The organism is Clostridium fungisolvens (genome assembly GCF_014193895.1).
In the GTDB taxonomy this organism is placed as follows: domain Bacteria; phylum Bacillota; class Clostridia; order Clostridiales; family Clostridiaceae; genus Clostridium_AR; species Clostridium_AR fungisolvens.
The window spans coordinates 3,391,368-3,417,789 of the sequence record NZ_BLZR01000001.1; the positions used below are offsets into that span (position 1 = coordinate 3,391,368).

22 protein-coding genes are annotated in these 26,422 nt (G+C 32.2%); 3 read left to right on the forward strand and 19 right to left on the reverse strand.

Annotated elements, in window-relative coordinates; translation table 11 throughout:
- Window positions 1-417: 417 nt before the first annotated feature.
- The 9 genes from bsdtw1_RS14975 to bsdtw1_RS15015 form a co-directional block, all read right to left on the reverse strand.
- Window positions 418-2,145, reverse strand: a complete 1,728-nt coding sequence (locus bsdtw1_RS14975) for an ABC transporter ATP-binding protein (RefSeq protein WP_183278359.1) — start codon at window positions 2,143-2,145, stop codon at window positions 418-420.
- 4 nt (window positions 2,146-2,149) lie between these two features.
- Entirely contained in the window at window positions 2,150-2,593 is a 444-nt protein-coding gene (locus bsdtw1_RS14980) for a MarR family winged helix-turn-helix transcriptional regulator (RefSeq protein ID WP_183278360.1), read from the reverse strand.
- A gap of 267 nt (window positions 2,594-2,860) precedes the next feature.
- A complete protein-coding gene (gene hcp, locus bsdtw1_RS14985; RefSeq protein WP_183278362.1) occupies window positions 2,861-4,516 on the reverse strand; it encodes a hydroxylamine reductase in 1,656 nt (551 codons plus the stop codon).
- A gap of 257 nt (window positions 4,517-4,773) precedes the next feature.
- Window positions 4,774-5,358: a hypothetical protein gene (locus bsdtw1_RS14990; RefSeq protein WP_183278363.1), complete on the reverse strand. Its 585-nt coding sequence runs from the start codon at window positions 5,356-5,358 to the stop codon at window positions 4,774-4,776.
- Between the two features lie 19 nt (window positions 5,359-5,377).
- The gene (locus bsdtw1_RS14995) at window positions 5,378-5,899 is read right to left on the reverse strand and encodes a nitroreductase family protein (RefSeq protein WP_183278364.1); all 522 of its coding nucleotides are present in this window, start codon (window positions 5,897-5,899) and stop codon (window positions 5,378-5,380) included.
- Window positions 5,900-5,904: 5 nt separating this feature from the next.
- Window positions 5,905-6,336, reverse strand: a complete 432-nt coding sequence (locus bsdtw1_RS15000; RefSeq protein ID WP_183278365.1) for a hypothetical protein — start codon at window positions 6,334-6,336, stop codon at window positions 5,905-5,907.
- Window positions 6,337-6,473: 137 nt separating this feature from the next.
- Complete coding sequence (locus tag bsdtw1_RS15005; RefSeq protein WP_183278366.1) at window positions 6,474-6,884, reverse strand: (2Fe-2S)-binding protein; 411 nt, start codon at window positions 6,882-6,884, stop codon at window positions 6,474-6,476.
- Window positions 6,885-7,104: 220 nt separating this feature from the next.
- The gene (locus bsdtw1_RS15010) at window positions 7,105-7,551 is read right to left on the reverse strand and encodes a MarR family winged helix-turn-helix transcriptional regulator (RefSeq protein WP_183278367.1); all 447 of its coding nucleotides are present in this window, start codon (window positions 7,549-7,551) and stop codon (window positions 7,105-7,107) included.
- Between the two features lie 308 nt (window positions 7,552-7,859).
- Entirely contained in the window at window positions 7,860-11,006 is a 3,147-nt protein-coding gene (locus bsdtw1_RS15015; RefSeq protein WP_183278369.1) for an alpha-mannosidase, read from the reverse strand.
- Window positions 11,007-11,405: 399 nt separating this feature from the next.
- Here bsdtw1_RS15015 and bsdtw1_RS15020 point away from each other — a divergent pair, with 399 nt between their 5' ends.
- Window positions 11,406-12,452: a glycoside hydrolase family 43 protein gene (locus bsdtw1_RS15020; RefSeq protein WP_205245287.1), complete on the forward strand. Its 1,047-nt coding sequence runs from the start codon at window positions 11,406-11,408 to the stop codon at window positions 12,450-12,452.
- A gap of 153 nt (window positions 12,453-12,605) precedes the next feature.
- On the opposite strand, the gene bsdtw1_RS15025 is transcribed toward bsdtw1_RS15020, so the two are convergent.
- From bsdtw1_RS15025 to bsdtw1_RS15065, 9 genes are all read right to left on the reverse strand, one after another.
- A complete protein-coding gene (locus tag bsdtw1_RS15025; protein WP_183278370.1) occupies window positions 12,606-13,403 on the reverse strand; it encodes a hypothetical protein in 798 nt (265 codons plus the stop codon).
- A 27-nt stretch (window positions 13,404-13,430) separates the two neighbouring features.
- Window positions 13,431-13,805: a hypothetical protein gene (locus bsdtw1_RS15030; protein WP_183278371.1), complete on the reverse strand. Its 375-nt coding sequence runs from the start codon at window positions 13,803-13,805 to the stop codon at window positions 13,431-13,433.
- 378 nt (window positions 13,806-14,183) lie between these two features.
- On the reverse strand, window positions 14,184-14,585 hold the full coding sequence (locus bsdtw1_RS15035) for a hypothetical protein (RefSeq protein ID WP_183278372.1): 402 nt from the start codon (window positions 14,583-14,585) through the stop codon (window positions 14,184-14,186).
- 81 nt (window positions 14,586-14,666) lie between these two features.
- On the reverse strand, window positions 14,667-16,439 hold the full coding sequence (locus bsdtw1_RS15040; protein WP_183278373.1) for a glycoside hydrolase family 2 protein: 1,773 nt from the start codon (window positions 16,437-16,439) through the stop codon (window positions 14,667-14,669).
- A gap of 33 nt (window positions 16,440-16,472) precedes the next feature.
- A complete protein-coding gene (locus bsdtw1_RS15045) occupies window positions 16,473-17,315 on the reverse strand; it encodes a carbohydrate ABC transporter permease (protein ID WP_183278375.1) in 843 nt (280 codons plus the stop codon).
- An 18-nt stretch (window positions 17,316-17,333) separates the two neighbouring features.
- Window positions 17,334-18,203, reverse strand: coding sequence for a carbohydrate ABC transporter permease (locus tag bsdtw1_RS15050; RefSeq protein ID WP_183278376.1), 870 nt, complete (start codon window positions 18,201-18,203; stop codon window positions 17,334-17,336).
- Between the two features lie 350 nt (window positions 18,204-18,553).
- Entirely contained in the window at window positions 18,554-19,819 is a 1,266-nt protein-coding gene (locus tag bsdtw1_RS15055; RefSeq protein ID WP_183278377.1) for an extracellular solute-binding protein, read from the reverse strand.
- A gap of 110 nt (window positions 19,820-19,929) precedes the next feature.
- The gene (locus bsdtw1_RS15060; RefSeq protein WP_183278379.1) at window positions 19,930-20,943 is read right to left on the reverse strand and encodes an acyltransferase family protein; all 1,014 of its coding nucleotides are present in this window, start codon (window positions 20,941-20,943) and stop codon (window positions 19,930-19,932) included.
- A 308-nt stretch (window positions 20,944-21,251) separates the two neighbouring features.
- On the reverse strand, window positions 21,252-22,181 hold the full coding sequence (locus bsdtw1_RS15065; protein ID WP_183278380.1) for an ArsR/SmtB family transcription factor: 930 nt from the start codon (window positions 22,179-22,181) through the stop codon (window positions 21,252-21,254).
- Window positions 22,182-22,581: 400 nt separating this feature from the next.
- On the opposite strand from bsdtw1_RS15065, the gene bsdtw1_RS15070 reads away from it, so the two are divergent.
- Window positions 22,582-23,007: a flavin reductase gene (locus tag bsdtw1_RS15070; protein ID WP_183278381.1), complete on the forward strand. Its 426-nt coding sequence runs from the start codon at window positions 22,582-22,584 to the stop codon at window positions 23,005-23,007.
- Window positions 23,008-23,211: 204 nt separating this feature from the next.
- Entirely contained in the window at window positions 23,212-24,138 is a 927-nt protein-coding gene (locus bsdtw1_RS15075; protein WP_183278382.1) for a DUF2935 domain-containing protein, read from the forward strand.
- A 165-nt stretch (window positions 24,139-24,303) separates the two neighbouring features.
- Here the strand turns inward: bsdtw1_RS15075 and bsdtw1_RS15080 are convergent, their stop codons facing one another.
- A complete protein-coding gene (locus tag bsdtw1_RS15080) occupies window positions 24,304-26,421 on the reverse strand; it encodes an ATP-dependent helicase (RefSeq protein ID WP_183278383.1) in 2,118 nt (705 codons plus the stop codon).
- Window position 26,422: the final 1 nt, after the last annotated feature.

Here is a 26,422-nt window from a genome sequence, read left to right on the forward strand (position 1 = left end):
TAGCTTGAGCGTCACCCATGCTTGTAGTTATCTTATCTACAGCAGTTTTTTGTCCATCAGCCATTTTGTCAATAATTTTACCTGAAACCTCTGTTTGGACATCTCCCATTTTGCTGTTCATTTGATCCATAGCTTCGTTTTGACCCTTTGACATCTCAGAAAGCATCTTACGAGCCATATATGCATTTTGCAATTTATTCATTGCTTTACTTGTTATTTTTGGTGCTGCTATTGTAAAGGTTGTACTTAAAATAGCAAACATAAGGACAACTATTAAATTTATTCTATGTGGTTTTAGATATTTTAAAAGTCTCTTCAATGAGCCTTTAAAGTCTTTTGCTTTTTCTACTGGTCTTCCCATGCCGCCCATTGGGCCGCCTCTTCTGCCTCCAGCAGGTGTATTTCTTCTGTTTTCACTCATGCTATCTCCTCCTCTGAAAGTTGTGAGGATACAATTTCACGATAAACATTACATGTTTGTAATAATTCTTTATGAGTTCCCATTCCTACAACAGAACCTTCATCTAGAACTATTATTCTATCTGCATCCATAACTGTACCAACTCTTTGTGCAACTAATATTACGGTTGATTCCTGTGTTTCTTTCTTAAGAGCAGCTCTAAGTTTTGCATCTGTCTTAAAGTCAAGTGCTGAGAAACTGTCATCAAATATATATATCTCAGGTCTTCTTACTAAAGCTCTTGCTATAGAAAGTCTTTGCTTTTGACCACCAGATACGTTTGTACCACCTTGAGCAATTTCGTGATCATAGCCTCCATCCATAGTAGCTATAAAGTCAGCCGCCTGTGCAACTTCAGCAGCATGTCTAATCTCTTCATCAGTTGCATCATCGTTTCCAAACTTAATATTTTCAGCTATTGTTCCTGAGAATAATACTGCCTTTTGTGGAACAAAACCTATCTTACTTCTAAGAGCTTCTTGTGAAATTTCCCTAACATCTACACCATCAACTAGTACGTTTCCGCTCTGCACATCATAGAATCTTGTGATTAAGTTTATTAATGTGGACTTACCAGATCCTGTACTTCCTATTATAGCTGTAATTTCACCTGGTTTTGCTGCAAAGGAAATATTTCTAAGTGCTAGTTCTTCAGCTCCATGATAACTAAAGCATACATCCTTAAATTCAACATATCCTTTACCTTCAAAATCTTCTCTTACCTTTTCTGCATCAGTTATTTCTGGTACAGTATCAAGCACTTCGTTAATTCTAACTGCAGCTGCTTGAGCACGTGGAACCATAATAAACATCATTGCAAGCATAATCATAGAGAACATGATTTGCATAGCGTATTGGGTAAAAGCAGAAAGTGCTCCTAAATCCATACTTCCTTCACTGATACGTAATCCACCAAACCAAAGTATTGCTAAAGAAGTAAAGTTCATTATAAGCATAATAGAAGGCATCATAAAGGCCATAATTCTATTAACCTTAATGTAGTTTTCTGTTAGGTCAGTATTTGCTTCCTTAAAACGCTTTGTTTCTTTAGCTACAGTGTTAAAGGCACGGATAACTCTTATTCCTGTAAGTTTTTCACGTAATACAAGATTAATCTTATCAATCTTAACTTGTACTAGTTTGAAAAGCGGCATCATTCTAGTGGCTAGTATCGCTATAACAATTATAAGTGTTGGTATAGAAACTCCTAATACCCATGTAAGTGAACCATCTTTTCTATATGCCATTATGATACCACCAACACACATAATCGGTGCATTAATCATCATACGCATTATCATAACTGTAACAGTTTGAATTTGAGTAATATCATTTGTTGTTCTAGTAATAAGTGTAGCTGTACCTAGTTTGTCAAATTCATGAAGTGAAAAGCTCTCAACTTTTCTGAATACCTTACTTCTTATTATTTCTCCAAGACCTGCTGCAGATTTAGATGATAATAAACTTGCTAAAACTGAACAAATAACACCTCCTAAAGCAACTAGAAGCATTACTCCTCCAATGTGAAATATCTTACTTGTATCTCCCTGCATAACGCCATCATTTATTATATCTGACATTAAAGTAGGAAGATAAAGATCTCCGATAGCTTGGCAAGCTACAAAAATCACTACCCCTATTACCATAGCAGTAAATGGTTTTAAAAATTTATAAAGTCTTAACATAAAGCTACCTCTCCTTTCTATCCATTAATACTCTCTTCAGAGTATTGAGTCCATCAATTATTTTCTCCTTATCTTCAGGAGTTGCAGAACTAAGTAGGTCTTCAAAGCTTTCTTCTGCTTTTTTATGAATTCCCTTATGTCGCTCTTCAAACTTCTTAGTCACTTTTACAAAAACAGTTCTTCTATCTTCTAAGTTTCTTGTTCTTTCAACTAGTCCGTGATTTTCTAATCTATCAACTATACCAGAAACAGTACTCTTCGATAAATGAACTTTATCGCTTAAATCACTAATCTTCATCTCCCCATGCTCATATAGCATATGTAAAACCATTCCCTGAGGCATAGTTACTTCGCCTTTTTCAAAGTTTTTACGCATGGTTTGTTGAATAGTTTTACTAACCTCAAAGAAAAGCCTTGTTATATCTCTGTTTATATCGCTTAAAGACATTATCCTCCCCCCAATTTCTAAGACGAATTAATTCGCATGATAATTATTCGGAACCGATTAATTCGTACACGAAACAATTATATCACCATGTACATTGTAGTCAAGACAGATTTATGGAAGGAATACGATTACAATAAATATTTATTTTTTTACTTCCACTTACAGTAAAAAAACTTAGCTAGATTATCTAGCTAAGTAAATAAATTTGATACACTTATACAGTTCAATGGCATTATTTTATATATTATTGTTATTATATTGATGCTTCTAACACATGGCCTGCTTTAATGAACTACGTAAATCATCTTCTGGTGTACTTATCGGTTTTATATTAAAGGTATCTACTAAATACTGCAATACATTTGGAGATATAAATGCAGGTAAACTAGGTCCTAAGTACATACCTTTAATTCCAAGTGATAATAAAGCTAATAAATCAGCAACTGCTTTTTGCTCATACCAAGAAAGTACAATTGTTAAAGGCAATGCATTTACACTAGTATCAAACGCATCGGCTAAAGCTGTAGCAATCCTAACTGCTGAATATGCATCATTACATTGTCCTACATCTAATAATCTAGGTAATCCTGCTACTGTTCCAAAATCTAATTTGTTAAATCTATATTTACCACAAGCTAATGTAAGTATAACACAATCTTCTGGAACCATTTTTGCAAAATCAGTATAATAATTTCTTCCTGGTCTTGCTCCATCACATCCCCCTATTAAGAAGAAATGTCTTATCTTTCCTTCTTTAACCGCATTAACAATAGTTTCAGCATGTGATAAAGTTGCATGATGTCCAAAGCCTACAAGTATTTCTTTCTCCTCTTCACTTTCTTTAAAACCGCCAAGCTCTAATGCTTTGTTTATTATTTCACTAAAGTCCTTAGTTCCATCTTCTTTCATATCTATATGCTTTATTCCATCCCAACCTACAACACTTGTGCTGAATATCCTATCTTTATATGTTTCTCTTGGTCTCATCAAGCAATTAGTAGTCATTAGAATACATCCAGGAATTCCATCAAACTCCTTCTGTTGATTTTGCCATGCAGAGCCATAATTACCAACCAGATGTTTGTATTTCTTTAATTCCTTATATCCATGTGAAGGAAGCATTTCACCATGAGTATATATATTAATTCCCTTGCCTTCAGTTTGCTCTAAAAGCATCTCTAAGTCTCTTAAGTCATGACCAGAAACTATAATAAATGGACCTTTTACAATATTAACATTTACTTTATGAGGTGATGGATTACTATATCTAGTGGTATTGGCATCATCTAAAGTTTTCATTACCTCTACACTCATATCCCCTACCCTCATGGTCATACGAATAAGCTCTTCAACTGTCAAATCATCATTTGTAGTAGCCTCTAACCCTAAAAAATAAATATTATCTACCTGCTGGCTATTGTATCCAATAAATCTTGCTTGATGTCCGTATGCACTTACACCTTTCAATCCATATAAAATTGTTGACCTTAAAGAACGTACGTCTTCATTAAGGTCTTCGTCGTACATTATTCCAGCTTTTACCGAATCTCTTAACATTTCTTCTTTTGTATCACTAAGGTCATATGTAGCTTGATCTGGATATTTTCCCTCTGGTGCCTCATCCCTTAAAGCCTCTTTTATCTTTTGTGACTCCTTTAATAATCTAACATGTACCTCTGCATCAAAATTTACATTTGTTAGTGTTGTAAAAAGTCCATTTTCTACAAACTTAACTATTTCCTTATCAATAATTTTTCCTTGTTCAATCAATGGCTTTGCATAACAAGATATTCCTTTTAATTGGTAAATAAGCAAATCCTGCAGATTAGCTATCTCTGGTGTTTTTCCGCAAACACCACTTTTAGTGCATCCTTTACCACCAAAAGTCTGCTCACATTGGTAACAAAACATTGAATTTTCCATATTTATTGCTCCTTTTAATATTTTTAATTTTTGAAGTAATAAGTTGTTCTTTAATGCTTTCTTCTATGTTTCATCACTTTATTATTTACCATTCAAAATTCTTTATACCCTTCAATATCCAATAAAATAACTATATTTAACGGTCATAAACATTTTATATTTTCTTTGCAATAAAAAAAGATGTTCTTACGAACACCTCATTCTTTTGCTAACACTACTACATTTATGTAACTTTTAAATTTCTTTAGTTATTTACATTATCTGTAGTCCTTATTCATGTCAAACCAATTCTCCCAAGGGCCAAAAAGTTTTTCGTGAGGCTCTATACATCCTCTCCTATAAGGAAAACTATCCTTTTTATAGATTCCTCTCTCTTTTAGTCCTAATAATATTCTATCAATTCTCATATCTCTCTCTTCAATCGACTGGTTATATATCAATATTACTCTATCACTAGTTATTTCACCACTTAAATAACGATCAGGTTTAGCACTGTCTGGTATTGAATGACTAATTCCTGATCCTAACCTTTTTCCCTTTTCTTCATAAGTTAAAGCCTTATTTTTCATCACCTTTCCACTAAGATTATGATCCTTCTCTGCTTCTTCCAGAAGAAATAATATAGCATCATCTAAACTGGTCAGGTTATCTTCCCATATCTCAAACTTCCAGCAGTTTATACATTCAATATTAGGAGAATTATATGATTTTGTTTTAATATAACATCTAGAGCACTTGTTTCCCCAACTCTCCCCATATCCAAAGTAGGTCCAATATTCATCATCAAAGTATGGAACCATTTTGATAAGTTTATTAAATTTGTCTTTCATTTCTTTATCCATTGTCTTCCCCTCTTAGAAATTATATCTCTCTAAATAGTTCATTACTCTCTTTTCTTCTCGTAAGAGGAATTTTTGGAGCTAATGTATATCCTATAGGGAGCAGTGCAATCGGCGTCTCTTCTTCTTTACAATTAAGAAGTTTTATTACTTTCTCTTCATCGAATGCACCGACCCAAGTTGAAGATATTCCTATAGCTTCGCAAGCTAGCATTGCATAAGTACACGCTATCGTAGCATCTTGAATACTATAAAGCACTTTTCCTCTTTCCCCATATCTTATAAAAGATTCAGCTTTCTTTGCAACAAATACAAGTACTATTGGAGCCTTTGTTATAAAATCTTGATTAAGAGCTGCCTCACACAGCTTTTCTTTTAAATCACTAGATTTTATTACTATCACCTCATAAGCCTGCAAATTTCCAGCTGAAGGTGCAGTTTTAATGATATTTAATACTTGATAAAGTTTTTCTTTTTCTATCTCTTTGCCAATAAATTTTCTAATTGAACTTCTATCCTTGCATATTTGCTCAAAATTTTTCATTAAGATTACCCAATTCTCATATATTCTTCTTTTATTAATTCAGCAAACTCTGGCTTTTGTTTTGATACTCCAGCTAAATACATTATTACATTACCTGGATATACAACCTTATTTTCTAGTTTTGTATACTCCAAGGAGCGTCTTATCAGGGATATAACACAACTTTCATTGTGATTTTCATTGCAATTCTTGCATAATCTACATGTATTAGCTATGCTACTAGCAATGACTTTTTCATCATAATACTTGAAATCATTTTTAGGTATTAAGTTTTCTCCATCAGGTATTGCATATGTAGAATTATCTTTACTTTTCTTTGCTACATACTCAACAAAGCCAATATTACACATTCTATAGTTACACTTGTCAGTTCCCTTATGACAGCAATCATTACATATTTCTTTAACACTTCTTTCAACATTATTTAAATAATCCATATTATATTCCCCTTCTTTGCGTTACCTTATTTAAATAAAAATTTCTTCAACCAATATTTACTTAAACTTCACAATTTATTAGAGACTATAACCGCTAGACGCAATCATAGTCTCTAATATTATATAAATTTAGAATATTACTTTTTTAGTAAATAACTTACTAATGCTTTATTACCTTCAATACATCCTCCACAGCCAGTACCTATCTTAGTAACAGCTTGTACTTCTTCAAAAGATTTTGCACCATTCTTTACAGCAGCAACTATATCTTGTGCAGTAACCTTAAAGCATCCACATACAATTTGGTTCTCATCTATTTTCTTTTTAATTATTAATTCATTCACCAATTCTTTATTACCATTAATACACTTACCACAACCGGTACCTACCTTTGTAACTTGTTGTACTTCTTCAAAGGATTTAGCTCCATTTTTAACTGCATTATTTAGATCTTGTAAAGTAACGTTATAACATCCACATACTACTTTGTTTTCCATTCTATCTTCTCCTTTAGATTTAAAAAATTTTGAAATTAATGATTTTATCATTGTTTTTATCTCCCTGTTTAAAATAATTTAATGTACTATTTAGCTATATATAAATTTAAATTTATATCTTATATTATTGTTCCTTTTTAAGCTTCTATAATTTTTATAGTTTCAGTTTGTTATAAAAATGATTATGCTTATGTATATATTAAGCTTTTAGTATTACTAGATAGTATATTACTAATTAGTAGCATATCCTCAGAATAAAAGGTGTATCTTGTTATACACCTTGCAATTTCTTTAATATACTAATTAAAGTTTCTTTTTCACTTTGAGATAATTCACTTAATATCTCATTTATATTTTCTACATGCTTAGGAAATATATCGCTCATAAGCTTCTTTCCTTTTTCTGTAATACTAATCAAATTAACTCGTCTGTCATTTGGGTCACTACATCTCGTAACAAGTCCATCCTTAGCTAAATTATCTATGACAACAGTCATATTACCTCCAGTAGCTAGAATTTTTTCAAGAATTTCAGAGATTCTTAAATCACCTTTATGATACAAGAGCTCAAGAACACCAAATTGAGAAAATGTCAATCCTCCCTCTTTGATTATTTTTAGTTCTTTTTTATGTACATGTTGAGTTCCTCTGTTTAATGCTATTACAACCTTTAAATTTAAATCATTGAGTTTACCATATGACATCTTATTTTTATCCATGTGATTGATTATATTACTAATTAGTAATATAGTCAATCATCTTTTACAGATTTTTAATTTTTACCCCATACTCCTCTTACTCGCTTTAATTCAATATTTTCCTATTTTAGCTAATGTTAGGCTCAATACAAACTGCATATTTTAATAAATTGCTCACTTTTCAATGTTATAAGTAAACTTTAATGACCTTTAGTAAAATAAAACATGCCAGCATCTGTTCTACTCAATGCTGGCATAACATTTTTAACAACACCTTATTTATACATCCAATAAAATCCATACATACAAATACTTAATATAAAGCATAATTAGAATTTGATTTTCAACTTAAGCCTGAATGTCTTTATCTCATAAGGTTTTATTTCAAAACTAAAGTTCCCATCCTCTATACTAATTTCTTTAAGATCATTTTCCATCAAGTCACATTCAAATATACTCTTAAATACATTCAAAGTACTACACTTTACTTTTGTCCTCTTATTATGATACTCATACATTCTTACTATAACATCTTCGCTTCTCTCAGCTTGCTTTACTACCTCTACAATTACATTTTCTTTATCAACACTGAAAAATGACATTTGTAGCGGTAACTTTCCACTATGAGCTTCCTCCACCTTTGTAGTAAGAGGACTATTAAGATTATATGCCATTTGAGCTGTACCAGCTTCCTTAAAGTCTCCACTATGTGGATAAAGAGAGTAGGTAAACTTGTGTATTTCTCTATCTGCATCAATATTAGGATATGAAGGAGATTTCAAAAGTGACAATCTCATCACAGAATCTTTTATATCATGACCATACTTACAATCATTCAAAAGACTTACACCGTATCCTCCCTCAGATAAATCAGCCCATTTATGTGCGCATACTTCAAAACGAGCATAATCCCAGCTGGTATTCCAATGAGTAGGTCTTTCTACATTTCCATACTGTATCTCATAGGTAGCCTTATCGCCATGAACATCCACTGGAAAAGCTACCTTCAAAAGAATATGTCTTTCCTTCCAATCTATCGTATTCTCAAAGTCAATCCTTGGAACATCTTTATATATATAAATCCTTTGAACCAATGTGGAATTTAAAAACCTTCTAGTGATTTCTAAACAAGACCTCACATTGCCATTTTCTATAACCTTAATACTTGAAACATCATCTACCTCCCACATTTTCTCTTGATAGTAGATATTAATATCCCAAGCATCCCAGTTATGTGGTTTATCTTCAAAAGCCTGTATCACATTTCCTCTTTGCCCTTCTTGTAATACTTCTCTTTCATTTAATTTATCATATATTGAAATAAAATGGGCCTTCTCATCTAATTGTATTTTGAAAAACTCTGTTTCTATGTTTTTAGTTCCAATTTTAATGTAAGAGTCCTCAAGCTCTACTTCCTGTGTTTTCCTAATGCTAAAGGTTTTGTACCCCTTTGCTGGTATATTTTGTGCATAAAACACAATCTTATTATCATCTATTTTCTGGGATTCAATAAGACTCTCTCCATCAAATACCTTAGCATTTCTCCATCCCCTAGGAATTTCAAACTCAGCTATATCACTTCTTGAGAAGCCTAAATGATTAAATACCACAACAGAGTTTTCTGCTAGTTCCAGTTTTGAAGCAATATTAGCAGCTGATGTACTTATAATTCTCTTTGCGGTTTCATTGATTTTTTCATATTGTGTTTTAGAATCCTCATATACTTCCTTAATTGATGATCCTGGGATTATATCGTGGAACTGATTTAAAAGCGTAGTTTCCCAGCATCCTTTCAGTTCATCAGTAGGATATTTAGTTCCAACTTCAATACTACTCAAGGTTGATAGCATCTCTGCTTCTAAATTTAAGAATTCAGTTTTTCTATTATACCTCTTATTTCTAGCCATTGAAGTATAGGTTCCTCTATGATATTCAAGATAAAGCTCTCCTACCCATTTAGGAAGCTTATTATTTTCTTTAACATTTTCATTTAGATTATTAAAGAAATCTAAAGCTTTTCCCATCTTAACCTTAGGAGCACCTGGTATCCCTTTTTCGAAACGCTTTGCCATCTCTAGCATTTCCTTTGTGGCACCTCCACCACCATCTCCATATCCAAAACAATTTAAAACCTCACTATTTATCTCTTTCTGTTGATATCTCTGATAGCAGCCCATAATCTGAGAAGCATTGGTATTACCATTATAGGTAGTGCCAGTCCCAGGTCTTCCATCCTTTTTGTAATCAGTTGTTGATATAAAATGAGTTAAAACTTCAGAACCATCTATTCCTCTCCAAGTAAAAGTATCATATGGCATCTTATTGTATTCGTTCCAACTTATCTTTGTTGTCATAAAGTAATTAACTCCACTCTTTTGCAGAATTTGAGGAAGAGCTGCACTATATCCAAAAACATCCGGCAACCATAAAAGCTTACTATCTACTCCAAACTCATCTTTAAAAAAGTTCTTACCATGTATTATCTGCCTAATCAAAGATTCTCCAGAGGTTAAGTTACAATCCGCTTCAAGCCACATGGCTCCTTCAACCTCCCAGCGACCTTCCTTAACTCTGTCTTTTATGTGCGCATATATCTCTGGGTGATCTTCTTTAATAAACTTATATAGCTGAGGTTGGCTGGACATGAAAATATATTCTGGATACTCATCCATTAAACTCAAAACTGTAGAAAAACTTCTCGCTGCTTTTTCCCTTGTTTGGGCTAATGTCCACAACCAAGCTACATCAATATGAGTATGGCCAACGCATACTTCAGCAACATCATTATTTCCACAATATTTGTTATAGAATTCTTCTTCTAAATATTTATTTGTATCTTTTATAGATTTATAATAACTTTCATTTAAAGCTATTCTGAGATCCAACATATTTACAGCCTCTGTCATAAAGCTTAATATATTGATTCTTCTTTTATCATCCTCATCTAACAGTTCTGCTACTTCTATCGGTACTTTTACGTTATAGTATAATTTCTCTGTCTCCTTCTCAAGGATGGCAATGAACGTATTTAACTCCACTAAACTTTCTAACATTCCTGAATAAGCATATAATGCAATTTCGTAGCTTTCACCTGCCTTTGCATTGTCAGTCAGCAAAATCTGCCTGTGATTAACATCCAAGCCTTGAACTAAGCTTCCATTTACATATACTAAAAATTGAGGATTTGTAGCATCCCACTCCCCCTCTTTACCTGTAGTTACTTCATAAACAACTGTTTTCCCCTCATATTCTTTAGGTATAATAATCTCTTTTTTAAACCAGAAGTGTTTATCCTTACCACCCCATAATTGTCCTCTTTCAAAATCCTCCCATTGATCTGTCTCTTCATTTAGAAGTGAAAATTCATTATATCCACAAGATCTCATTTTGTAGTTATCAATGTCTAATCTATTAATGCAGATGTAATCCTTAAGTTCTGATAAAATCCTCTTTATTCTCTCAATAGCAAAATACATAACTCTCTTCCTTTCATTATTTAAAAATTACTGTCTGATTATATGAATAATAAACTATTGAAATTAAGCGTTTTCACAAAAGATGTTATATGAGTGATTGGTTAGCATTAAAAAATGTTTATTTACATATTTATTGTTCAAAATGGACATTAAACTAAGTTTTTAATCTTATGCTCTTATACAATTCTATGCTCAAATAGTGGACAAAAGAACAATCTAATTCAGCATATAAATTGAACCATTAAGCCATTTAACGTATATTTTTTATAACAATACCTGCGCAAATATTTTTTTAATTTAATAATATAAATATATCCAAAATTATGGTTTTAATATAACTTTTTTGTTATATTTTACCATAAAATATATTATAATATAACTGTATCAAGGAGGTGTTTTATGAAAAAGTCTAGAATGCTTATATTTATATTGATCTTCGCTGTTTTATTAACCGCAGCAATTACATTAATCTATCATTTTGCAGGAGGTAAAAAAGAGATGAAAGAAACTTTTACAAATCCAATAAGATCTGCTCCAAGTGCTGACCCTTGGGTTATTCAAAAAGATGGATATTACTATTACTGCTATTCAAATGGAAACAATAAAATCTTTGTAACTAAAACTAAGAGACTTCAAGATATTGATGTTGATACACCTGTAAACGTTTGGACATCACCTTTAGGCAAAGAGTATTCCAAAGAAACTTGGGCCCCAGAATTACATTTTATAAATAATAAATGGTATATCTATTTTGCAGCAGATGGTGGAAAAAATGAAAATCATAGAATGTATGTATTAGAGAGCAAAACTGAAGATCCACAAGGCGAATATATTTTTAAGGGTAAAGTGGGCGACGATACAAACAAATGGGCCATCGACGGAACCGTTCTAGAGAACAAAGGTAAATTGTACTTTATTTGGTCTGGCTGGGACGGTGATACAAACGTAAGCCAAAATTTATATATCGCAGAAATGAGCAATCCATATACAATATCCGGGAAAAGAATACTTCTATCTAAACCTGAAGAACCTTGGGAGACAATCGGACAACCTTATATCAACGAGGGTCCAGAGATATTAAAGAAAGGCAATACCATCCATATAGTTTATTCTGCTAGCGGAAGTTGGACTGAAGATTACTGCCTTGGTCTTTTAACTAATACAGATGGAGATGTACTCAACCCTTCTTCTTGGAAAAAATCAGGACCTGTTTTCTCTAAAACTGAGACTGCATATGCTCCTGGTCATGCATCCTTTGTAAAGTCACCTGATGGCAGTGAAGATTGGATTATATACCATGCTTGCGAAGCAGCTAATGGTGGATGGGATGGCAGAAGTGTAAGAACTCAAAAATTCACCTGGGAAAATAATTATCCTAAATTTGGTAAGCCCACTAATCTTGAAAAACCTATTGAGGTTCCTTCAGGTACACCTAAACAGGATTAACCCATATAATGAAAAAATCACTGAAGCGACTTTCTTTTACAGTAAAAAAGCAGTTAAGGATAACTACTAATTATCCCTAACTGCTTATTTTTCTACCTATAATATTTAGATAGTATACAAAAACATTCCACGTGTTTTCACTACATTATATTACTAATTTGATGTAGTAGATGTAGTTGTGCCATCTGTAGGTTGTGTAGTTGTGCCATCTGTAGGTTGTGTAGTTGGTTGTGTTGAATCCGTTGGTGCTGGAGAAGTTGTACTAGTTTCTGGTGCTGGAGTTGTAGCTTGATTAGCTATTACAAGCATTGCATCAAGGTCTGAATTAAGTTGCTTAAGTGCAGTAAGTCTTGCCTGAAACTTTGCAATTACATTATTCAATGAAGTAACAGCATTACCAAACTTGCCACCTTTTAAGTTATTTTCAGACTCAGTAGCATCGCTTGTAACTCCAGAAGTAGCCTTTAAATCTGTTCCGTCACCAATAAGCTTTTGAGATTCAGTTATTAAAGTGTTTAACATATCTGCAGGTAAAGTTTTTTCTCCAGACTCCAATTGTTGTAATATTGTTTGTAGTTGCTCTTTCTTTTGACCTACTTCCTTTTGTAAAGGGATTATTTGCTGTCTCAAAGCTGCCATCTGTGTATGTAATGATTTTATTTGTGACTTAAATGCTGCTATGTCCTGTTGCTTGTTATCTCTTTTAGCTTTTTCTTCTTCTTTTTTATTAGATCCCAAGTTATTTTCGTTTGAATCTTGTTCTTGAGAATCTCCTTTTCCATGTACTACTGCAGCAGAATTACTTTGTGTATTTTGTACTTGAGTAATTTGTTGCTTTGCTTGAGAACCTTTTCCGTGTTCTTGATGGTCATTACCTTTTGCATACACCATTGTGCTTGGCATAAGCATTAATCCTGCAATAATTAAAGATACTACCTTGTTTGTTTTCATAAATTCATTCCTCCTATTATTGTTTTTCTATTTATTTGCTTCACTTATATCTACATCAGGTACATTTTGTATTGATTGTAATGCATCATTTATATTATTTATCGCTGTTCCAACTTTTTGATTTACCTCTGATTTTTGATTTTGAGTTAAAGCTTTTACATTTTTAGTTTTAGCAGAGTTAGATTCTGTGGTAACACTAGCTCCAGTTTGTCCATTTGTACCGTTTTGGGCTGTAGCTCCTGATTGTGTTGAACTCGACTGAGTTTTACTAGTTTCTGTAGTGCTCGATTGTGCGCTGCTAGCCTTGTTTCCCTGTACAATGCTATTTGAAGTTCCTTTACTCCCACATCCAACCAATAAGAATGCGGTGCTAATTAATAATGCGATAACTTTTCCTTTCATATCATCCTCTCCCAAACTCTTTTGATAATATATACGAAACCATTCTCCCTTTTAAGGGTGTAGGTTCATATAGTTATTAAAAAATCTATTTTAACACTATTCTAATCATTAAATATTCTTCAAAACTCTTTTGCTGATATATACGAAAACATTTTTCCTTTTTAGGGGGTAGACTCATATAGTTTGTTTCAACACTAATTTTAATGTAGTAAAACAACTGATTATTCTTATTTTTTCTTACTTGCTTCAAAATAGCTATACCCCAAAACAATATTAAGGTTATTTTACACATTTAGCCTTAACATTGTTTCGGGGCATTTTTATTAAATAGATTATCCACACTATTCAATTATTGATTGTTGTGATTTTTTCTATGTTTTAATTGTTTATTATGCTGATAGACTTATTCCTAGCCATAGCAACTAAGCCTGATGCAACAAAAACTACACAGCTTATGAAATCCATCACAAATAAAGATATTATCCCACAACATATAAACCAAGTAGGAATCCTCTTTTCCACTTCTCCGCTTTTTAATCTTTTCGATAAATATAAATTAAGCAGGCCTATTCCAACAAACAATATTCCTATGGTCGTACTAAAGGAATATATGCTATCAATAACAGACTGTGTTGCATTTATTGATAATTGTGAACCGCCTGTTACGTTAAATCCTTGTCTTTTTATCATAGTTGAATACGGAATTATAGTGATTAATCCTGATATTATCTGCCACGAACCTCCTATATAAGCTAATATCTTTTCAAATTTTCTATCCACAGATATACTCCCTCCATTTTCAATATGTAACATAAGCAGCAATCTACATTTATCTTTATAGATTACTGCTTAAAAGGAATATTAATTAGGATTCCATTTACCATCGTTTATAGATTTTATTATATCTACATCTACCTTAGGTTCTCTTTTATAGGTAAGTAATCCATTGATTTCTTGTTCAACATCAGTTATTTGGGTATATACAAATCCTTGTACCAATGGCGATTCAAGTAGTGGAGAAATCACATCATAGTATCTCTTAATAAAGTCTTCATCGGAAGATGCCGAGGAGTATCCCCATCCCTTCCAATCGCTCTTTTGATAAGATATTCCACCCATTTCAGATACTATAATTGGCTGTCCTTCGTATTCCCATCCTTGTGCAACTATTGTTCTTCCTGCTGGTGTAGAATTAAGTATGTTGTCTAAAGATGAGTATCTATTTTTTAGAACTTCATTTTTCCATTCATAGTCATGTATTGTAAGAAGATCTGTTTTAGTATGATCCCATCCATCATTAGATATAACCGGCCTTGTTTGATCTAATGATTTTGTTAACCAATACATGGATGCTGAATGAGCCTGTTCGTTCTTATTATTCATTATACCTTCAACTCCCCAAGATTCATTTAAAGGAGTCCACGCCACTATACAAGGATGATTGTAATCACGTTCTATCATGTCCATCCATTCTTTAGTTATGCGATTAACATAAGTTCTTGAATAATTATATGCACTGGCAATTTCACCCCAAACTAGGAAGCCAAGTTTGTCTGCCCAATAAAGATATCTAGGATCTTCAATTTTTTGATGTTTTCTAACACCGTTAAAACCCATCGCCTTGCTTAACTTTATATCCTTTACAAAGTCCTCATCACTAGGTGCTGTTAATAGCGATTTTTCCCAATAACCTTGATCTAATAATAACTTTTGGAAATAAGGTCTATTGTTTAACATGAACTTTCCTGAAACTATAGAAACTTTTCTTAGTCCAAAGTATGAATTAACCTCATCAATACACGTATCATCAACTATAACCTTAAAATTTATATCAAAAAGCACCGGATTTTCAGGGGTCCAAGCCCAGGCTTCTTGATGATTCCAATCTATAGTAATATTCTGATCTAACCAGAAATCTCTTTTTCCTCTTCCATTTATTATACCTATTCTATCTTGAACAATCACTTTATCTCTTAATGTTATTGTAACCTCTAAATATGTGTTACTAGAAACCCTCTCTAACTCATACTCTACATGGACCTTTTTATTATCAAGGTCTGGAGTAATCCACAGGTTTTGCAGGTAATTCTCAGAAACAGCCTCAAGCCATACAGTTTGCCATATTCCTGTTGTTCTAGTATAAAATATTCCTTCTGATTTTTCCTTCCAGTACTGCTTACCTCTAGGAAGTTCTAAATCATAAGTGTAATCTTCTACCCTAATCACTACTTTATTTCCACTATCTTTAAGTACATCAGTAATTTCTACTGAAAAAGGAACATGTCCTCCTTCGTGAGTTATAACATGATTCCCATTTACCCACACATCCGCTTTATAATCAACAGCTCCAAAATGAAGATTTATTCTCTTATCTTTTAGCTTTTCTGGAATATCAAACTCTCTTGAGTACCATACAATGTCATGGACCTCTTGTTCATTTATACCAGAAAGTTCACTTTGAAATACATAAGGTACCACTATTTTTTTACTAAAGGAGTTATTTTGGTACCATTTACTTTTTAAACCTAAATCATTATCATCATATTCAAAATCCCAGTCCCCATTTAGATTTAACCACGTTTTCCTTTCAAAGTTTGGACGTGGATGTTCATTTCTAACAATATTTATTGCCATATCAGTTCCTCCTAATGTTGTTTTGTTTTTATTCTATCCCTTAATACCAGATGATAAATTAAGTCCTTCTAAGAAATACTTTTGAGTAAATAAATATAATATAAATGTTGGTATTATGGCTATAACTGCAGAAGTAGTCAAACGACCATAATCAGTTACATACATTCCCTGGAAAAGTTGCAAAGCAGGGGTTAATGGTAAGTTCTCAATATTATTGTATACAATTGATGGCCATAAAAAGTCATTCCAAGCTCCAGTGAAAGTAAATAATGCCACCACTGTTAATACAGGTCTTATAAGTGGTAAAATCACTTTAGTATATATCTGAAAATCGCTAGCACCATCTATTCTTGCTGATTCATCGTATTCTTTAGGTATGCTTACCATGAACTGTTTTATTAAAAATATGTTAAATACACCTGAGACACCTGGAACTATAATAGCAAGAGGTGTGTCTATCCAGTTAAACATACTTACTATCTTGTATAATGGAATAAGATTTACTATACTTGGAAACATCATAGTACTTAAAAGAACCCAGAATATAAAATCCCTTCCTTTGAACTTAAGTCTTGAGTATGCATAAGCTGCAGAGGATGCTATTATTAGCACTAAGACAGTTTGAGATACTGCTATAATTAAGGAATTTAAAAACCATCTAACTATAGGTGCACTATCAAAATTAGTTAATACTTTTACATAGTTTTCCACTATCCACTGCTGAGGTAGTAATTTGTAGCCCATTGAATTAATCTCAACGTTTGATTTAAACGAAGATAATACTGCATATAAGACTGGAAGTATCCAAATAAGCGCCATTGCAAAAAGAAATATAAACGCGGCAACTTTTGGCCCCTTCTTTTTAATCCATACCATTCTTCATCACCTCTTTAATTAATCTTTATCTCTAAGAAAATAGAATTGCAGTGATGCGACAAAAACTATACACAATCCAAGCATAACTGCCATGGCAGATGCTATACCAGCGATTGACTCACCAGTACCAAATGCTGTTTGTCTTATATACATCAAAAGCACAGAGGTTGACCCTGCAGGTCCTCCCTTACTGAACATTAGAGGCTGTCCATAAATATTAAGTTGAGCAATGGTTGTCATAACAAGAGTATAAGCAAGTTGATTTTTTATTGAAGGTAGTGTAATTTTTATGAACTTCATTACAGCACCAGCTCCATCTAATGCAGCTGCTTCATATAAATCTGAGGGTACCCCTGCTATAGCGGCTTGATATATAACCATATTTCCACCTATATACCACCAAACAGTTATAGTTACGATAGCAATCCATACATATGGCTGGATGCCACCCCAATTTATTGACTGACCTAAAATCCTGTTTATTGGTCCAAAATTTTTGTTAAACAAAAATCCCCAAGCCAATATAACTGACGAAATCGAAAAAAGAGTTGGAAGGTAAAATATAGATTGAAAGATTTTGTGTCCCTTAGGTTTTGCATTAAGAGCTGCAGCCAACAATAACGGAACTATTACACAGAAAGGCACACTTAACAAAGTAAAAGTAAGAGTGTTCTTTAATCCATTATGAAACTGAGTATAAAATGTTGACTTAGTATTAGCTAGGATTTCAGCATAATTCTTAAGTCCTACCCACTGAGGGGTATCCATAAGATTCCATTGTGTAAAAGAAATTAATATCCCGAATATGGCTGGAATACCGAAGAAAATTATAAACAGAATCAAATGTGGTGCTATAAACACATATGGCGTGTACTTCCTTTTCTCCATTACATTATTTCACCTCACCTAATATAGAGTTGTATTTATATAGATGTCCCACTTCGTAATAAAATTTATATTTTTAAATTCTCTCATCAGAACCCAAAGGAGTTTTGAAAATAGATTTTTCATTGAAATGTTACATCTTTAGATAAGTCACTTTAATTAAACAACTTATATTTTAAATTCTCCCCTAAAAATCTAGAGGAGCTTTAAATATAGTTTTTAGCTTGAAGTGGTATATCTTTCTATAGAGATGTACCACTTCATTATAAAACTCCTATTTTTTTAATTCTCTCGCAGAAAACTGTGAAATTTTTAAAAATAGATTAAGGTCTAAAGATTTAACAGCATTAGAGTTACTTACCGCTAGCTATTCTATCTTCTGTTTCCTTTTGTGCTTGTTCTAGTCCTTTTTTAATATCCATCTTACCGAAAACTGTATCTAATACAATCTTATCTAGGGACTCAGCTACATATCCGTAGTATTGATAATTAAATACATGTAGAGCTTCTGGTTCTTTAGCTAAGAAAGCTTGTGGTTCCTTTGCAAATTCAGCACTTGTTTGAACTGCCATTGAAGCTGGGTTTTGACCTGCATCAGTAGCCCATTTTAATGAATTAGCTTGTAGCCATTTTAAGAAGTCTATAATTCCCTGTGTCTTATCTGCATCTCTTGCTGGATTCTTAAACATTACAAAATTATGAGAAGATGACCAGTTAACAAGCTTGTTTTTATCAAAAGTTATAAAATTAGTCATTTTCCAAGGTGCTTTTGCATCTTTTAAGCCATTACGCATCCAAATTCCTTCTGGCCAAAATACTAACTTACCATTCATGAATAATTGTTGAGGATCATCTCCGTCTTGTGTTGCAATCTTGTCTGTAACAAAACTCTTCATTGTTGTTAAGGCCTTTTCAGCCTGAGGAGTATTAACAGTTGGTTTTGTTCCATCAGAAGTTATATCTCCACCTAATTGTTTAATCCAAGCCAATGTCATAACTCTCATCCAGTCAACGCCTATTGCTGCAATTTTATCTTTTTTAGCAGCCTCTCCTACTTCCTTAACTTCGTCCATTGTTATAACTCCGTCATCAAGTACGTGAGGTCCATATTTCGCTAATAGGTCTGGATTGTAGTAAGTGATATATGAGTGTACATCTAGAGGCACTCCATATCTCTTGTTATCTACAGCTCCAACTCTCCAACCTTCTTTTAGATAATTCTCTTCTTTAATGTTATTTCCATCCTTTGATATAGCATCATCATAAGAAACTAACATATCATTTTTTACAAATAGAGGAATTCTTTCAGCATGTACAATTGTTAAATCAGGAACGTTTTTACCTGAGCTTACAACACTAGGTATCTTTGTATACATATCATTTGCTTCTATAGGTACGTGTTTAACTTTATATTTTGGATTTGTCTTATTATACTCAGCTATCATTGAAGTCATTGTATCACCATCAGGACCTGTAAGTGGTGTCCAAAGTGTGATTTCATTCTTGGATGCAGATGCTGAAGTGGTAGAACTGCCCCCTTTACCGCATCCAGCAAGTAACGAGGTAATAGTTAAGGTCGAAAGCACAACGCTAAGGATTGTTTTAATTTTACGATTCATAATATCTCCTCCAAAAATAATGTATTGTATATTTAAACGTAAATCTATGATAAGGTTTACGTATACAAGCAAAAAAAATTATATTTGCTGATTATCGACAACATTGTCCACTAAGATATTTTTATAACATTATCAGATGATTTCTTTACCCTTGTTACTACTGATATTAAGTAATATACTATAGCTAGAAAAATCACTTCCATATATATGCATTCTAAAGGCTTTAGCATTAACTTCTTGAATTTTGAATCTAGAGTAAAAATGAATATATTGCTTACTACTAAACAAAAGAGTACATTTTGCCCCAAAGCTATAATAGGTTTTAAATATAAAAGGAATTTTTCAAGCATCATAGATGCCAAATAATACAAATATAATATAAACATTGGTGCTACTATCCATGATAATGAAGGGGGGAATCTGCAAGGAGGTGCTTTTAAAACAATTATCTCGTATATAGGGTACGCACTTAATAATAGCGCACCTCCCGCAAAGGCTAAATTGAACTTTATGTCATACTTTTTAAAGTACATTCCTAGCATATAAAAAGGCATATACTGCAGCACAGGGAAAGCTGCAAATTTGTTAGTTCCTATAAGCACACCTAATTGATTAATTGTTATCTTTTCGTATGGTATAAAACAAGTTAAAAATAAGCTAAAGAAAATTATCCAAAATAAAATTTTATTATTTAGAACTTTCTTAAAAGGTATAAAAAGTATTAAGGTCACAAGACTAAAATAAGCAAAAGATGCTAAAAATTCTGACCACCCTGGCATATTATTTAATAAAATTATTTCCTTAAAAGTGTTCCATTCAATTCGACTACCAGCCACAAATAACTGAAATGCACTGCCAGAAACATAAAAAGCTATTAATGTTTTTATACTGTTTTTTATTATTTTTTTATATACACTCTTCAGATCTTTTTCCAAATAAGAAATTTCAGCAACATAACCAAAACAAAATACAAATCCAGAAAAAGTGATTACATTTCCTATATTAATTACATATTCTACTGAGGGTGATATAGATGGATCTGAAAAAAACTGCATTATATGCACCAAAACCATCCCAATAACTAGAAGTCCTTTAAATATATCTATTGAAAAATTTCTTTCCATTCATACACCTCTTGTTTTTGTAACTTGGTAAATTTAATACAATCAGCTTTATCCTCATCAGTTTTTGACATCGTTTTCATTAAAGTTTATTTTACAGCCTTGTAGACTATATACTTTTCATAGAAAAAGTAATATAAACCACATTTATTGTAATATAATAATTTTTATGTAGGATTAAGTAAAAAAAACTTCATTATATTGCACTTACTTCGCTATGCATGTACCACTTTGAATTAAATACACTTTTTCTAACACTCTCACCAAAAGTGGTGAGAGTTTAAAACATGCTTCCAAAAATCGCACATAGCTTACATACTATAATCTATCCTCATAACTATATTCTGCTCGTAATCACCAAACTTTTCACCAAATATATTCACTCCACCTACATGTTCAGCATCTTCTTTTACTCCAATTCGAACAGTTATAAATTTATCTTCTTTAAGCTTTAAATCCTCGATTTTAACACCAGATATCCTAGTTTCATCTATGAATGATCCTTCCTTGTTTACTCTCCAGGTTTTCAACATCCCATATTGCGTGCAACCATCAGACCACCATATAGGATTCAATCTTCCTCTTCGACCACCAAAATCTCCAGGACTAGTCCAAGTTCCAACTTCTATCCCATTTACCCACATTGTTATATCTGAAGGCCAATTGTTTCTGTAATTTGGAGCTTCAGAACATAATTCCATAGATACTTCAATTAATTTTTCTTTTCCTATCTGAAGAACATTATTTGGAAAACGGTATTCTATATAACCTTTGTGGAACCAAATAAGTTGGGCTGTCGTTCTCATAGGATTATAGAATCTTCTTGGATCATCTTCCGAATCTATAAATCCATTTTCGTTTACCATACCACATGTGGGATGAACTTCACAATCAACAAAATTTCCAAGTGGCATATTAATATAGAAAGAATTATCTTGGGAATGCAGATTCACTGTATCAAGTTGTATATTGATTTTATCCATCTTTCTACTACATACTTTCATGGACCCTCTTACACCAGGCTGCAGTTCTGTATTAATAATACCAGCATCTTCAAGAATTTTTACATTTAATGCAGCAGTTGAAGTAGGTATATTAAGCTTTTCTGCAATTTCATTTACATTATGACTGTTATAATTCAAAAGCTTTATTATTTCTAGTCTAACTTCAGAAGCCAAAGCTTTTGCTATGTTGTACAATTCATCGCTTCTTTCTAAATCCAAATCTACAATCTTACTCATTGATTTATCTTCCCTTCTGTGTATGCAACATCAAACAAAATACTTTATTACAATATTTATGTTTTATTACACCTTTATTATATAATTAATTTATTGGAAAATCAAGGTATTTATTTCATATTTTTAACTTTATTCCATATTTTTTGGTATGTTTAAATATAAGTATAACAAGTCTTTTTTAAGACTTCTACTAATTAATAAAAAGTTCAAATTTATACTAATCTATACTATACTTTTTCTGATATTCATAATTCACTTTACACCGACATCACCTAGAAACGTGTTAAAATCAAAGAAAACTTTTAGGACATAAATAAAGCTTACTGTGTATTCTTTCATATAAATTGGTATAATTAAGGTAGATAAATACTAAACTAATAAATTTTAAGGAGCTAAAAAAATGAATCTTAGTGCTTTTAATTACGGAGCTAACGCTATTAGCTTTATAAAAAACGAGAAGAAATACGGTATGATATGTGCATGGTCAATGCAGGCTGATTATGACAAAGTTCTAATGATGCTAGGTACTCAAAGTATAACTGGAAAGAATATCAGCAAAGGTGATATCATTGGAGTTAGTGCATTAAATGAAGACCAACAAAATGTAGTTGATGCACTTGGCAACAGCCATTCTGATGATACAGATAAATTTGCAAATATCAAATATACTGTTAAAGATTCAGCCATAGTAATAGATGATGCTAGCAATTGTATGGTTGTAGAAGTTCTAGATGTATTGCATCTTGAAGGAATTGAGCAAGATAATTTAATCTATGGTCTTGTAAAATCATTTGAAAGCAATGATATTAAAAAATATACTTTATAACAATAATGCTATCTGCGAACATAATATTTTAACCGCACGCTAAAATTATAAAAGTGTGCGGTTACTTTTTACCATTTAATTATCTTAATATACATATGTAATAGATAAATTTGTCATATCTTTAAAAAGCCTTAGTTGGGAGTATCATATTAGTCCTTCTTTAATAATATAGTATTGAAGCAAATTATTAGAGGAGATTTTAATATGCTATCAAGAGGTGATTTCATAAGGCAATCACTAGAGTTACATCTTTTTTTCACACGTATCATGAAAGAACATTCATTCTTTTTACAAATCAATTTCACTCAAAAAGATTCTAATTATTCGATACACGCTGATAACTTTCGTATGGAATTTGATAGGCTTTTAGCAGAAGCAATTTCATTGTCTAATGGCGTTGTTAGCTCTGAAGTATTACAATCTGGAGAAGTAATCACGCCATTTACGTTAAAAGCTGAAAGGGCCTCAGCATATTACACCGGAGTAAATATCGCTGTCAACTTAACTGAAGCAGAAGGCAACTTAGTCGGAGACGCTATCAAAATTGATAGTTCTGTTCTTGAACAAAGAGTGTTCTCCCTTAATCACAGAATTATGAACTTAGTAAATTCTTTAATACAATTTAAAACCATGATATTATCAGACATTTTATCCTGCAAAATTATTACAGGTAATTATCCTTTACTTATAGACCATATTTTAAGAGAAGCCAAGTTTTATTCTAACATTATTCATAAACTACAGAATCATGAAGAAATTGATCTAGAAAAAGAAACATATATACAGGAGACTTTCTGGAACAGAATTATGGCTGAACACTCTAAATTTATTCATGGACTTCTTGACCCGACTGAAAAGGAACTTATTAAGACTGCCGAAAATTTTGGAGAAGAGTTTGACCAATTGACCTCAGAAGCAAAAGAGGCTATGCAACAAACAATTCCATTAGCAAAGGTAACAGAGGATAGTCTTAATGCAACCTTAGAAATTAGTAAATTCAAAGCTCAAGGAACCCAAGGATTATTAGAATGTAAAATTAAATCTATAATAATACCATTATTAGCAGATCATACATTGCGTGAAGCAAACCATTATTTACGACTATTGAAAATATTCAGCAAATCTGTGTAAGTACATTTTATTTTGTATTTCCAGTAATCATTCAGCTGAATAAAAAAAAGGCCGCTAAAGCGACCTTTTTTTTGTGCATCTGTATTTCCAAATACATATAAGAAAAATAGGCAGGAAATAAGTTTATACTTTCCTGAACAGTAAAAAGAGGAGGTTTGAACATATTTATAAAAATTCAAGTTCACTAAAAGCTTTTATAAATTCTTTCGTTCCGTAATTCTCAAACTCCACTTCAATCATCATATCATCTTCTTTAAGCACTTTTCCTGTTCCATATTTTTTATGACGAACTAGTTTCATTGCTACTTCGGTTACTGTCTCAACATCTATTGCAACTGCCGCCTCAATTTCTACTTCAGTTGTTTCAGTTATTTCTCCAACTAATACTTCACTCGATACTTCCACTTTCTTGCATTCATTTTTTGCTTCTTGAATCTGCTTTTTAAGCTCTTGTAAATTAACATTAGCACTTTTGACCTCATCACTCTCTATAAGCTTAGATGGTATCATGTGAATATATCTACTTTCTCCTGAAGCTACCCTTTGATAATCTGGATTTGTATAATAGGAAAGTTCTAGATAATCCTTTGCTCTAGTAATACCAACAAAAAACAGCCTCATCTCCTCTTCTTCTTCCATATCCCTTGTACTCAATGGAATCAATCCGTAATTTACACCTGTAATAAATACATACGAGAACTCTAACCCCTTGGAGGCATGTAAAGTCATAAGCTTAATTGAATCTGCATCGCTACTTATATCCTTCTGCAGTATATTAACACCATATAAGGCAGAGGAGTTTACAAAATCCTTAAGTCCATTGAGAAACTTCATTTGCTTTTCTTTCATATATTCTATAATAATATTAAGCAAAGCACATATAGATTCTTTATCCTCTTTGTAAGTAGCAGAAGTTGGCCTTATATATTTATTAAATTCAAAGTAGTCATATATCTCTTCAGATTTAGTTATTTCGGAACATTCATTGAGAAATTTATGCATTTTCGTATATAGCTCTGATTTCTCTATACTCTGCTCTCTCACTATATTTCTCGCTGTAACTTCTTTCATTCGTTCACCGTAATCCTTATTGCTAAGAACATATACTCCAGATGAGGTATCATTAGGATTTACCGAAAAACGAAATAGTTTAATCATCCAATTAAGAACTGGAATATCACGTATATTTTTCTTCATAGATACTTCATAAGGAATATGATTTTTCGAAAACACATCTTCAAAAACCTGGGACTGATCCTGCAACCGATAAAAGATCGCAATGTCACTATACTTTACACCTAAATTATGTATTTCCTTAATTCTATCAACAAGATAGCAAGCTTCATTAAATGAATTATACTGATTTTTCACTATGATCTTACTTCCAGATTCACGTACTCCTTTTAAGTCACTTCCATCTAGAAGAAAACATCTAGCTGCTTCTAAGATAGAACTACTAGAGCGGTAATTAATTGGAAGTGATAGTTCTTTTGCTTTATATTTATGTTTTAAGGTATAAAATACATTAAGTGTACTTCCTCTCCAGCTATAAATAACCTGATTAGGGTCACCTACAGCAAACATTTTAGTATCAGAACCTTTTAATCTATCAATAAACTCAAGCTGTTGTTTATCACTGTCTTGAACCTCATCAATAATAATCCATTTTGGAGCTATTATATTATGCTCCAATAAATGATTTACGTTTTCCAATATATCAGAAAAGGACATTTTGTTTTGTTTTACTTTTTCTTCTTTTAATAGTTGAACAAGCCTAAATATATCATCATTATACTTTGAGATTTTTTCCTCTTCTCTCTCTATTGCATTTGCCTGTTCCAATCGTTTTTTCATTCTATTTTTATACTTAATTGCTAGCTTTTCTTCCTGGATTATTTCCATAGCAATATCCAACTCTTCTTCTGGCTCTATTACTAAAAAATCTTTTGTATATCCCATCTTTTCAATAGATAATCTGTCTTTAAGTAAATGAAGCGCAACACTATGAAAAGTTCCAAATCCCTTTAGTTCTTCTGATTGGATACTGTCATCTAAAGCAAGTAGTCTTTCTTTGATTTCATTTGCAGCTTTATTAGTAAAGGTCAATACAATCATATCTTTATAGCTAATGTTTTTGTCATAGTGAAGATATATAATCTTCGAAATCAGCACTGTTGTTTTTCCACTTCCTACGTTTGCCTTTACAATACATGCATCACTTTCATCTAAAACAGCTTCTTTTTGATATTCATTTAATTTTTCTATTTCTTTTTGGTAATGCATG

Coding starts and splice junctions, on each gene's coding strand:
- bsdtw1_RS14975 (WP_183278359.1), bottom strand. CDS start 2,145: ATGTTAAGACTTTATAAATTTTTAAAACCATTTACTGCTATGGTAATA.
- bsdtw1_RS14980 (WP_183278360.1), bottom strand. CDS start 2,593: ATGTCTTTAAGCGATATAAACAGAGATATAACAAGGCTTTTCTTTGAG.
- hcp (WP_183278362.1), bottom strand. CDS start 4,516: ATGGAAAATTCAATGTTTTGTTACCAATGTGAGCAGACTTTTGGTGGT.
- bsdtw1_RS14990 (WP_183278363.1), bottom strand. CDS start 5,358: ATGGATAAAGAAATGAAAGACAAATTTAATAAACTTATCAAAATGGTT.
- bsdtw1_RS14995 (WP_183278364.1), bottom strand. CDS start 5,899: ATGAAAAATTTTGAGCAAATATGCAAGGATAGAAGTTCAATTAGAAAA.
- bsdtw1_RS15000 (WP_183278365.1), bottom strand. CDS start 6,336: ATGGATTATTTAAATAATGTTGAAAGAAGTGTTAAAGAAATATGTAAT.
- bsdtw1_RS15005 (WP_183278366.1), bottom strand. CDS start 6,884: ATGATAAAATCATTAATTTCAAAATTTTTTAAATCTAAAGGAGAAGAT.
- bsdtw1_RS15010 (WP_183278367.1), bottom strand. CDS start 7,551: ATGGATAAAAATAAGATGTCATATGGTAAACTCAATGATTTAAATTTA.
- bsdtw1_RS15015 (WP_183278369.1), bottom strand. CDS start 11,006: ATGTATTTTGCTATTGAGAGAATAAAGAGGATTTTATCAGAACTTAAG.
- bsdtw1_RS15020 (WP_205245287.1), top strand. CDS start 11,406: ATGAAAAAGTCTAGAATGCTTATATTTATATTGATCTTCGCTGTTTTA.
- bsdtw1_RS15025 (WP_183278370.1), bottom strand. CDS start 13,403: ATGAAAACAAACAAGGTAGTATCTTTAATTATTGCAGGATTAATGCTT.
- bsdtw1_RS15030 (WP_183278371.1), bottom strand. CDS start 13,805: ATGAAAGGAAAAGTTATCGCATTATTAATTAGCACCGCATTCTTATTG.
- bsdtw1_RS15040 (WP_183278373.1), bottom strand. CDS start 16,439: ATGGCAATAAATATTGTTAGAAATGAACATCCACGTCCAAACTTTGAA.
- bsdtw1_RS15045 (WP_183278375.1), bottom strand. CDS start 17,315: ATGGTATGGATTAAAAAGAAGGGGCCAAAAGTTGCCGCGTTTATATTT.
- bsdtw1_RS15050 (WP_183278376.1), bottom strand. CDS start 18,203: ATGGAGAAAAGGAAGTACACGCCATATGTGTTTATAGCACCACATTTG.
- bsdtw1_RS15055 (WP_183278377.1), bottom strand. CDS start 19,819: ATGAATCGTAAAATTAAAACAATCCTTAGCGTTGTGCTTTCGACCTTA.
- bsdtw1_RS15060 (WP_183278379.1), bottom strand. CDS start 20,943: ATGGAAAGAAATTTTTCAATAGATATATTTAAAGGACTTCTAGTTATT.
- bsdtw1_RS15065 (WP_183278380.1), bottom strand. CDS start 22,181: ATGAGTAAGATTGTAGATTTGGATTTAGAAAGAAGCGATGAATTGTAC.
- bsdtw1_RS15070 (WP_183278381.1), top strand. CDS start 22,582: ATGAATCTTAGTGCTTTTAATTACGGAGCTAACGCTATTAGCTTTATA.
- bsdtw1_RS15075 (WP_183278382.1), top strand. CDS start 23,212: ATGCTATCAAGAGGTGATTTCATAAGGCAATCACTAGAGTTACATCTT.
- bsdtw1_RS15080 (WP_183278383.1), bottom strand. CDS start 26,421: ATGCATTACCAAAAAGAAATAGAAAAATTAAATGAATATCAAAAAGAA.